The organism is Dictyobacter arantiisoli (assembly GCF_008326305.1).
Lineage (GTDB): Bacteria > Chloroflexota > Ktedonobacteria > Ktedonobacterales > Ktedonobacteraceae > Dictyobacter > Dictyobacter arantiisoli.
This window is the reverse complement of record NZ_BIXY01000145.1, coordinates 1-8263: the sequence shown is the minus strand read 5'-3', so window position 1 is coordinate 8263 and position 8263 is coordinate 1. Positions and strand designations below refer to the sequence as shown.

At 47.7% G+C, this 8263-nt stretch carries 14 protein-coding genes and 1 pseudogene; 10 read left to right on the top strand and 5 right to left on the bottom strand.

Going from position 1 to position 8263, the window contains the following annotated elements; genetic code table 11:
- Positions 1-124 precede the first annotated feature (124 nt).
- The 6 genes and pseudogenes from F1593_RS30030 to F1593_RS26595 all read left to right on the top strand — a co-directional run.
- A pseudogene (locus F1593_RS30030) lies at positions 125-280 on the top strand (BRO-N domain-containing protein); the annotation flags it as partial.
- A gap of 173 nt (positions 281-453) precedes the next feature.
- Positions 454-1044: a Uma2 family endonuclease gene (locus tag F1593_RS26615; RefSeq protein ID WP_149404586.1), complete on the top strand. Its 591-nt coding sequence runs from the start codon at positions 454-456 to the stop codon at positions 1042-1044.
- 511 nt (positions 1045-1555) lie between these two features.
- On the top strand, positions 1556-1981 hold the full coding sequence (locus F1593_RS26610) for a hypothetical protein (protein WP_149404585.1): 426 nt from the start codon (positions 1556-1558) through the stop codon (positions 1979-1981).
- A gap of 106 nt (positions 1982-2087) precedes the next feature.
- The gene (locus tag F1593_RS26605) at positions 2088-2654 is read left to right on the top strand and encodes a hypothetical protein (RefSeq protein WP_149404584.1); all 567 of its coding nucleotides are present in this window, start codon (positions 2088-2090) and stop codon (positions 2652-2654) included.
- 100 nt (positions 2655-2754) lie between these two features.
- Positions 2755-2961 carry a hypothetical protein gene (locus F1593_RS26600; RefSeq protein WP_149404583.1) on the top strand — a complete coding sequence of 69 codons (207 nt, stop codon included), beginning with the start codon at positions 2755-2757 and terminating at the stop codon, positions 2959-2961.
- On the top strand, positions 2958-3365 hold the full coding sequence (locus F1593_RS26595; RefSeq protein WP_149404582.1) for a hypothetical protein: 408 nt from the start codon (positions 2958-2960) through the stop codon (positions 3363-3365). The genes F1593_RS26600 and F1593_RS26595 overlap by 4 nt, the downstream gene beginning before the upstream one ends.
- Before the next feature lie 103 nt (positions 3366-3468).
- On the opposite strand, the gene F1593_RS28735 is transcribed toward F1593_RS26595, so the two are convergent.
- On the bottom strand, positions 3469-3633 hold the full coding sequence (locus tag F1593_RS28735) for a hypothetical protein (protein WP_172632479.1): 165 nt from the start codon (positions 3631-3633) through the stop codon (positions 3469-3471).
- Between the two features lie 208 nt (positions 3634-3841).
- Between F1593_RS28735 and F1593_RS26590 the strand changes: the two genes are divergently transcribed.
- From F1593_RS26590 to F1593_RS26580, 4 genes are read left to right on the top strand one after another with little or no spacing between them, the layout of a single operon-like run.
- Positions 3842-4768, top strand: coding sequence for an HlyD family secretion protein (locus F1593_RS26590; protein ID WP_149404581.1), 927 nt, complete (start codon positions 3842-3844; stop codon positions 4766-4768).
- 6 nt (positions 4769-4774) lie between these two features.
- The gene (locus tag F1593_RS26585; RefSeq protein ID WP_149404580.1) at positions 4775-5059 is read left to right on the top strand and encodes a hypothetical protein; all 285 of its coding nucleotides are present in this window, start codon (positions 4775-4777) and stop codon (positions 5057-5059) included.
- Between the two features lie 13 nt (positions 5060-5072).
- Positions 5073-5222, top strand: a complete 150-nt coding sequence (locus F1593_RS28730; protein ID WP_172632478.1) for a hypothetical protein — start codon at positions 5073-5075, stop codon at positions 5220-5222.
- A complete protein-coding gene (locus tag F1593_RS26580) occupies positions 5200-5709 on the top strand; it encodes a hypothetical protein (RefSeq protein ID WP_149404579.1) in 510 nt (169 codons plus the stop codon). Before F1593_RS28730 ends, F1593_RS26580 begins: the two co-directional genes overlap by 23 nt.
- 138 nt (positions 5710-5847) lie before the next feature.
- Here F1593_RS26580 and F1593_RS26575 read toward each other — a convergent pair whose 3' ends face one another.
- The 4 genes from F1593_RS26575 to F1593_RS30025 all read right to left on the bottom strand — a co-directional run bounded on the left by F1593_RS26575 (position 5848) and on the right by F1593_RS30025 (position 7486).
- A complete protein-coding gene (locus tag F1593_RS26575) occupies positions 5848-6318 on the bottom strand; it encodes a tyrosine-type recombinase/integrase (protein ID WP_149404578.1) in 471 nt (156 codons plus the stop codon).
- Positions 6318-6533, bottom strand: a complete 216-nt coding sequence (locus tag F1593_RS26570) for a hypothetical protein (protein WP_149404577.1) — start codon at positions 6531-6533, stop codon at positions 6318-6320. The genes F1593_RS26575 and F1593_RS26570 overlap by 1 nt, the downstream gene beginning before the upstream one ends.
- On the bottom strand, positions 6530-6826 hold the full coding sequence (locus F1593_RS26565) for a hypothetical protein (protein ID WP_149404576.1): 297 nt from the start codon (positions 6824-6826) through the stop codon (positions 6530-6532). The genes F1593_RS26570 and F1593_RS26565 overlap by 4 nt, the downstream gene beginning before the upstream one ends.
- A gap of 165 nt (positions 6827-6991) precedes the next feature.
- Positions 6992-7486 carry a tyrosine-type recombinase/integrase gene (locus tag F1593_RS30025; protein WP_149404575.1) on the bottom strand — a complete coding sequence of 165 codons (495 nt, stop codon included), beginning with the start codon at positions 7484-7486 and terminating at the stop codon, positions 6992-6994.
- Between the last annotated feature and the right edge of the window lie 777 nt (positions 7487-8263).

Below are 8263 nucleotides of genomic sequence, written 5' to 3'. Positions count from 1 at the left end.
GTCTGCTGATCCGCTGGGAGAAGCGCCCGCGTTCCTATCAGACCTTGTTGTGCTTGGCTTGTGCGCTCATTTGCTTTCAACAATGTGATCGCGTTTCCTCCTTGTAGGTTTTCGGATAAGTTCTGGTGGGCCCCAGAAAATGAATATTGTCAATGAATTTGGCTTATACTCCCTCATACTTACCAGCCGTAAACCAGAGGCGAAAGCATTTAAACGGTGGATTACTCATGAGGTGCTGCCAGCTATCCGTCAAACAGGCAAGTATTCCACTCCCCAGGACTCAACGACAGCGCACGAGCTGGGGGATATTCTCGCTGATCCTGAACGACTCTCCAAGTTTATTCACCACCTGCAAGGCATCCGCGACACTCTGTACCCCGGAACGCGTAAACTGATCACAAGAAAGCTTTAAGAATACTCCCCTTGCAAGGGGATAGAGAGGAGATACCCACGATGGCTGCTAACCCTCATCGCCAACATATGACCGTTGCGGAATATCTGGCACTTGATCAGAGTAATCCAGACGCAAAATATGAATACATTGATGGCATCGCGTACAATGTGCGCGATCCTCAGGCGCTGGCAGGTGGAACCCTCGCACACGCACGCATCACACTCAATCTTGCGATCTGCATTGATCGTCTTCTTGCTGACAGCTCCTGCCAGGTCTTCACATCAGACGTGCGTGTCCAACTTTCTGCAACACGCTATGTCTATCCAGATCTCACCATCAGTTGTGAGCCTGCCGACTGGCAAGCAGACACGATCTATGATCCTCGCGTGATTATTGAAGTGTTGTCTCCTTCGACAGAAGCGTATGACCGCGGCAAAAAGTTTGCTTTCTATCAGCTGGTGACCAGTCTGCAAGAATATGTATTGATCAGCACACAACAGCAGGCGATTGAAGTCTTCACCCGTGAAGGGAGCACCTGGCATTATCAGCTCTATCGAGTTGGCGAGTCTGCACAATTACACAGCCTGGCCATCTCGCTCACTCTGGCTGATGTCTATTCCCGTGTGCCAACGGATGAAGAACAACCATAGTGCCCTGGCAAGAGAGAACAAAAAAACACCCATTTACTGTGCATGGAGGACCAATTTACGGCAAACTTGATACCAATTTAGCATCAAACTATTGCTAATTGATAACCTGTAGTTATCAATTACAGTGATTTTGCGAGAGTTATGAGACACACTGTCTCATAACTGCTCTGAACCGCCAAAAATGTGAATTTTGGAGCTAATTATTCTCGACAATACTTGCTACTTTCCGACAATAATGGACACTTTCTGATAATAATCGTAACTTTCGGATAGCATGCAAAATTGTGCTTTACAGGCAAAAAGAAAAGCTCTAGAATGTTCACAGAGAAGGATAGAGAGATAATGAATCTGTTTGTTGGATTTCTTGCCCGTCTGCTCTGAGCCTGATGACAGCATGAGCGGACAAATTACAAGAGGATAAATAGAACGCGAAGATCTGCCTGAAACAGCCTGTAGTATCGATGCAGAGGCGTTACAAACATGGAAAAAGTACCGCTCTACATTAAGAGACATGGCTAGAAAATTTCCTCACAAAGACTTCAGAGGCAGCTACAACCGACTTACAGAGATGGCGCTGCGCATGGCCATTCTCATGGCATCATTAGAGAATAACAACAAAATAACAATCAAGCATTGGGCAAGGGCTCAAGAGTTGGCTGAATTGCTCCGCAAAAATCTTCATAGGCTCTATGATCAGGTCAATGGGGGAGAGGCAAAAAATAGCCTTGAACTAGAAATCATGAAAGTCATCAAAGAACACTTTGATAGAAAACAATTCACGGCGCGAAACCTGCAAGACGCGAACTCGAAGCTCAAAAAAGAACAAATTGGAACGGTTAACAAAATCCTAAAAGACCTCCAGGTCGGCGGGCGTTTGACGAGCACACCACCACCAGAAGGACAGGAAACAAGCAAGTCACCGTGGTATCGACGTTAACTCCGTTGGAATGGATGGAATGGCGTTGGAATGGTTTTTATTCCAACGCTCAGCCCGCCTGTAGTGCGGCGCGAGGGCTATAAAAAAGCCCGTTGGAATGGATGGAATGAAAACAGAACAAAAAATATCATATTTCCCCTGCAAGGGTAAGAGAGTAGAGATATCAATTACACTCTCTCATACACATGAAAACAAATTCAATATAACAATTTGTTATATTGAATTTGTTGATATGTATGTGCATACAACCCCTTGCAAGGTAAATATGTATAAAAACCATTCCATCCATTCCAACGGACAAAAAAGTACATATAAAGCGGCTTGTAGAGCGTCTTTAGCGTTGGAATATTTTTCATTCCATCTCATTCCATCCATTCCAACGGACACACACAACCCTTGCAAGGGAGAAGTGAGAGTAGTCATCATGCTGCACATTCAGCATCTTGAGTTGATAGCAGAGATTGAATGTCTGCTACGGTTTACAGGTTCATCTGAGGATTTCTATTGGATGGGTGATTGCTTACGCGGCGAGGGTTATCAGTACGCGCACTGGGACCCTGAGGCATTGACAGGCCGCGGCGCGTGGCAACTCGATTTGAGTGTCCTACAAATGTATAGCGAACACTTTGACAATTATGCGTTTTGCATGCAGCGAGCAACAAATAAATTTTAAGAGCCATATCTCATGGCCTGGCAAGTGATTATTGAATTTGAGGTTTGTCAGTAACAAACCTCCACCATACACCCCTTGCAAGGGGAGAAAGAAGACCATCATGAATATCACGAAAGCACAAAAAGACCAGTTGCTACAGGAGCTGCTTACTATTCAGCGCGAAGAGTTGAATATCACCATAGCAGAGTGGAAGGCCAGAGGCATGAACCGCGCCCGCTTGCGTCAGGCAGAGCGGACATACTGGCAAAAAGCACAGGCAGATACGCGCCGCCTGGTCGCGTCCTGGTGTGAGGAGCCTGCACAATGAGTAGAGCGGCTGGGACCAGAGCAAGCCACGAAGGGCCAGCGATGGGATTAAAAGACATGCAGCGCGCCTGCTTTATCTGCAATGGATCAGTGTATGCGATGGTCGATTGCGCTGACGATATCTTTAAAACGTTTATCTCTCAGATCACGCCAGGGCACATGATGAAACCAGACGTGCAGGCGCTGCTTCATCAGCGTACGCTTGACGAGATGGACCGCTGGTTTATTCTGGTCACACTGGGCAAAAAAACAACATCTTTTTCTTGCTATCAGGATCGACAATCAGCAGAAATCGCGTTGAGAGCCTCAAGAGAGGCGTTGCAGAAAAAGAAGAGCCAACTACACGTACAGAAGAGTGACAAACCGTCTAAGCACATTCGTAGCGCGAAATTGGTACATGCATGAGGATGACAGGTTGACGATACTTCCCCCTTGCAAGGGGAAATAAAAAGAAAGCTCTGTATATTTCGGTACAGAGCTTTCTGTGTCTCCAGGCAGAGCGGCTACTTTATACGTTCACCATCATTCCACCTTGCCCTCTTATCTGTTTCACGGCCCTGGTCATGACTTTATTGGTGATTTCCTGTCCATCCAGATAGATGTGGTTATGGACATGAATTTCCCTATCACCTCCACCATTCATCATGGCGGCTGTCTGAGATGCACTGATCACGGACGCGCCTGATGTGCCACCGTATACGAGCTCCGCGCCTGCTTCACCCGCAATCGCAACCTGCCCAGGTGGGACAACGCCACCCCTTGCAAGGAGTTGAAGTGATACGACACGTCAACACCTGTCAGGGCATTGCTTGTGCTTCTTATTGCGTTCAGGTATGATGTACGTATGTACGTACATCCTTTCTAGAAGAAAAAAAGAACTGATGAACACACTCCCAGAAACATCAAACGAGAAATCCATAGAAGCATTCAAACGCTATGCTGAGATGGGATCAGCTCGCAGTTTGCGGAAATTAGCGGATGAAACAGGTATTCGCCTCTCGCTGCTTGGCCAATGGTCCAGTGAGCAAAAATGGCTTGATCGCCTTGCAGAACACGACCAGGGCACGCTACGAACAGCAATCCGAAAGCAACCCTTTGAGAACCTGGCAGACTTTGAACGTGAGCAGGCACGCCTTAGAACACATATTGAAGAGCAGCGTCAACGCTGTACAAACGTACAATGGCAGCTTGCATCAAAACTTTCTGCCCAGCGCTTAATGGCGAAAGAGCGTCTGCCTCTCCGTATCGCTACCAATACAGCACAGGAAGCTGTCCGTACCGCACAAGAAGCCTTAAGCCGACATATCAATACCGCCACAGAGAGCATGTATGCTGATACGCTCTATGAGGCAGAACTGCAACTGAAGACGGCTCAATCTGAGCTTACAGCGTTCGACAAACAGCATGAAGATATCAATCCTGAGCACCTGCAACTGGAGAGGGACGCGATCCGTGAGCTAGAGCAATCGATAACGCAGGAAACAGAACAGCTCAGAACGCTTTCCGCTGAAGCAGAACAGGCCATAGAACAGCAGTTGAACGTATCAGTGCAACGTATTCTCACGGCCTACCATGACCTTTACACAGCCTTCGAACGTGAAGGCCCAACAATGACCCGGCTGCGAACACATAACCCTTTCTTGTTCCATTGCCTGATGCCTGAGCTGACCATTGATATGGATCAGTTGTGGAGTTTGCTGTGTCCACATATTGACCATCCTGAAGATTTCCGCCCCTTTTTGAAAGAGCGGCAAACCGTGATGCGTTCCTACCTGGCCAGGCTGGCCCCACACGAAAGTGCAGAGTAAATAAACATGGCAAGTACATTCACAACACACTACAAACGTTGCCTGCCACGGCTTGAGGCACGCGAGAAACGGCAGAAAACACAGCGTATCGCGCTGCATGCAGACCAGCTGACAACCCTGGTAGCACAGCTTGACCCACAGGAACGCAAACAGCTTGATGCAGATCTTGCCGTGTTCCTGCATGAGCATGCAGCGGCCGAACATGTCGCCTTTTATAACCAGATGGTTGCCGAACACCAGAACGCATTCAGGGCACAAGTGCAAGCTGCCAGGGACGCACGGACCTACTGAAAAGAAAATAGGTATGAGCGGTCGGGATCTGATCAAAGAGGAAATAGAGCGGCGCAAGCGTGAGCGAGCTGAGCGCAAGCGGCTATGGAAGCAGAACATGATACGCTCTGGGCAGGCAGTGACAGAGGAGAAAAAACAAAATGCGGCAGATGGCGGCAGATAGCGGTAAAGATGGTTTGACCACGATACAAGAGCGGTTCCTGGTTGCGCTTCTCCAACATGCAAAGATCAAGGATGCAGCTGCATCCGTTCATATTGCCGAGCGTACAGCACGTTCTTATATGAGTCTGCCTGCATTCAAAGCGGCATATGACCAGGCCAAACAAGATTTATTATCTGAAGCCATGGAACGTATCCAGATCGAAACAGCCAAGTCTGTCAAGGTGATCGCTGATATGCGTGATGATCCTGAATGCCCACACCCGACCAGGCTGAAAGCAGCGCATATCTTTGCCGCGCGTCTGACTGACGTAAAACCAGTCCAGTCAGATCAACCCTTGCAAGGGGATGCAGGATTGATTGAAAGAAACCTTCTTCCCTACCTGACCAATGAGGAGCTGACACAGTTGGATCAGCTTATGCATATGGCAAAAGCGCGTAAGCAGGAGGCAGACGCGAAAGCAGAAGCGACCCAAGTAGCGCGTCAATAGCCCAATAGCACAAAAGAACACCCCTGCACTGTGGATCTCATCCCTTGCAAGGGTGTTCTTTTTTGATGAGCGTTGCCAATGATGGATCAGTCAAGTTGTACCCCATCATTAGCAATCTTTTGCGATGCTGCATAGAAATTATCCCTGTCTAAAAAAGCTTGCTCCATCGTTAGCCACTTCACTGGCTGTCATATATTTAAGCGCCATAGCAGGGGATGACCAGCCACCAATCTGTTGCAATGTGTTAGAGTCGGTCCCCTTTGCTGCTTCACTGGTGATCAGATAGTGCCTCAGGTCATGGGGCGAGAGATCGTCAACACCAATAGCTCTACCCAACTCTCCCACACGCTTATTGACGCCACTGGTGTTCATATGCCGTTCCTGACCCGTCTCTCTCTCTTTGTGCCCTGGAAAGAGATAAACACCTTTGACTGTTGGCAAATAAAGCAGGAGTGCAGTCAGGCAGTCAGGGGTAAGACGATGTTTCTGTGTGATATCCACTTTCTCACGATAGAAGGTGATCATGCCTTCTCGCATATTCACGTCGCTCACCTTGAGCATGGCCAACTCACTACAGCGCAACCCCAGATCAAGAAAGAGACACATCATTACGGCGTCCTTCGCTCGCTTCTGTCTTTTGAGCAGGGCGGCATGCCCTGGACTGATGATAGATAGAGAATGGAAAGCACCGCGGCAAACAGTAAGCCCCAACGTGCGTATGCCCAGAAATTGCCGATCTCTTGCGCATGCTGCATAATTGCCCAGATGGTGACAATGGCGATAATGAGCGAGCCTGACAGATAGGCCAATGTTTTATTTTTCATCGCACACCTCTCTTGCAGATAGCAGCGCGCCCAACACGATACAGGATGTACCCGAGAATGCAGAGAAGTAGCAGCTTTGTGAAGCTGTCTGAACTGGAATAGAGCGACGCGATATGTGCTATGCCCTCTCCAATCACAGTCATGGTCAAATTGAGGATGTAAACCACTGCCATGATTGCTGCAAGCACAAGCGCGATACTGGCCAGCAGGCCAATAGAGTAGATGATAAAAAAGCACAGTTGGAAGTTGGGCGTAAATTGGCTCTTGCCCTGTTTCATATGAGGTATGTACATGTTGCCTAGCTCCTATGCGTTCACTAGGCTTGTGGACTGCCTTTATCACACCAATCTGTGATATTATGAGGTCAGCCAATCACAAGCGCGGTTTGTGTGTTGATCAGGTCCTGGACAGTGTTGCAAGCGCTGTTCAGGATCGCTCAGACACCCTTGCAAGGGGTGTTACTCCAGGTTATCCCCCACCGAATACCGCCCTCGCCACGCAAACTTCTGTAAGTAGTTTTCAGTCACCTTTACACTCGTATGACCGAGAATAAGTGAAAGCTCATGAATATCATTGTTGGCACTTTTAAACTGATGTGCGAACGTGTGACGAAATCGATGTGCAAAGCAGTCTGCTATATGTGCTCTCTCCCCTAATCGTGTGACCAGAGCCTCCAGGCCGCGCACGGTTAACGGCTCAAATGAGCGTGTGAGAAATACATAAGGCGAGTCAGATCCTTTGCGATAACGCATATACTTGCGTAGATATGAGCGTGATTTCTGGCCTATGGTGATATCACGCTCTTTACTTTTTTTAGCGAAAAGATATTCTTGAATAGCAGATTGAATTGTGGATATAAAAAACCGCTCCTTTGCACTAACCGCTACATTATAGCGTTGGCAGGAGCGTAAACTGAGGATTGAAGGGGGCTGAGATGTGAGGGTGTTTAGCAAACCGCCGCACTAGGCCACTATGCGACCTCTCCGTGCGGTACTGACCAAAATCCTTATCCAGAACCTCGTCCAGGAACCATTTGACAGTCCGTTTGCCGAACTGCTTCAACGACAAGATAATAACATAACCGCAACAGGCTGTCAACACCTTTTTTACGAGTTTCAACACGTTGCTAAAAATCAAACCAAAACACGTTGCTAAAAATCAAACCAACCGAGTCAAGATATGAAACCAACTGCGAGGAGGGATTTGATACATCTATCTCTCCCTCTCTGCCCCCGCAAAGATGTGCCCCTGGTCGCTCTTTTGTATTTCCGCTCGAAACGGCTGAATAGGATTGATTGTATTTCATGCAACACATGGACATATTTGGCTCTTGTAATTTAAGCGGTATTTAGGTAAAATAATATATATAAATTGGTTCTTACAAAGAAGGAGGATAAGGTTGCTTTTGCAGTAAGCAGATTAATGAATGGTAGGAATGAAAAGAAAGGGCAAAGTTGGACACGGGCAAAACGTTGGACAACCTGCCCCTTGTAAAAAAAGTAGGGTAGTGCGGTGCGGTGGAGGTGCCTTTTGGGAAGCACCTGTCTGTAGTCTGTAATTAGCATAACACATGGACAATTCTGTGTAAACAGTAACGCTATTGGGATCAGGGCTTTCCAATTCTAAAAAACGGAACAGTAGCCAGTGAGCAAGAGATCAAGAGCCTTGTCATACGATGCATCAAAATAGCGCATCTGTCGGGCAACATTGCACACGCCGACACGATCCAT

Excerpts from the sequence above, each read along its gene's own strand:
- F1593_RS26585 (WP_149404580.1), top strand. The coding sequence starts at position 4,775 with ATGGCAAGTACATTCACAACACACTACAAACGTTGCCTGCCACGGCTT.
- F1593_RS26610 (WP_149404585.1), top strand. The coding sequence starts at position 1,556 with ATGGCTAGAAAATTTCCTCACAAAGACTTCAGAGGCAGCTACAACCGA.
- F1593_RS26600 (WP_149404583.1), top strand. The coding sequence starts at position 2,755 with ATGAATATCACGAAAGCACAAAAAGACCAGTTGCTACAGGAGCTGCTT.
- F1593_RS26580 (WP_149404579.1), top strand. The coding sequence starts at position 5,200 with ATGCGGCAGATGGCGGCAGATAGCGGTAAAGATGGTTTGACCACGATA.
- F1593_RS26575 (WP_149404578.1), bottom strand. The coding sequence starts at position 6,318 with ATGATGTGTCTCTTTCTTGATCTGGGGTTGCGCTGTAGTGAGTTGGCC.
- F1593_RS26615 (WP_149404586.1), top strand. The coding sequence starts at position 454 with ATGGCTGCTAACCCTCATCGCCAACATATGACCGTTGCGGAATATCTG.
- F1593_RS26570 (WP_149404577.1), bottom strand. The coding sequence starts at position 6,533 with ATGAAAAATAAAACATTGGCCTATCTGTCAGGCTCGCTCATTATCGCC.
- F1593_RS26565 (WP_149404576.1), bottom strand. The coding sequence starts at position 6,826 with ATGTACATACCTCATATGAAACAGGGCAAGAGCCAATTTACGCCCAAC.
- F1593_RS28730 (WP_172632478.1), top strand. The coding sequence starts at position 5,073 with ATGAGCGGTCGGGATCTGATCAAAGAGGAAATAGAGCGGCGCAAGCGT.
- F1593_RS26590 (WP_149404581.1), top strand. The coding sequence starts at position 3,842 with ATGAACACACTCCCAGAAACATCAAACGAGAAATCCATAGAAGCATTC.
- F1593_RS26605 (WP_149404584.1), top strand. The coding sequence starts at position 2,088 with ATGAAAACAGAACAAAAAATATCATATTTCCCCTGCAAGGGTAAGAGA.
- F1593_RS26595 (WP_149404582.1), top strand. The coding sequence starts at position 2,958 with ATGAGTAGAGCGGCTGGGACCAGAGCAAGCCACGAAGGGCCAGCGATG.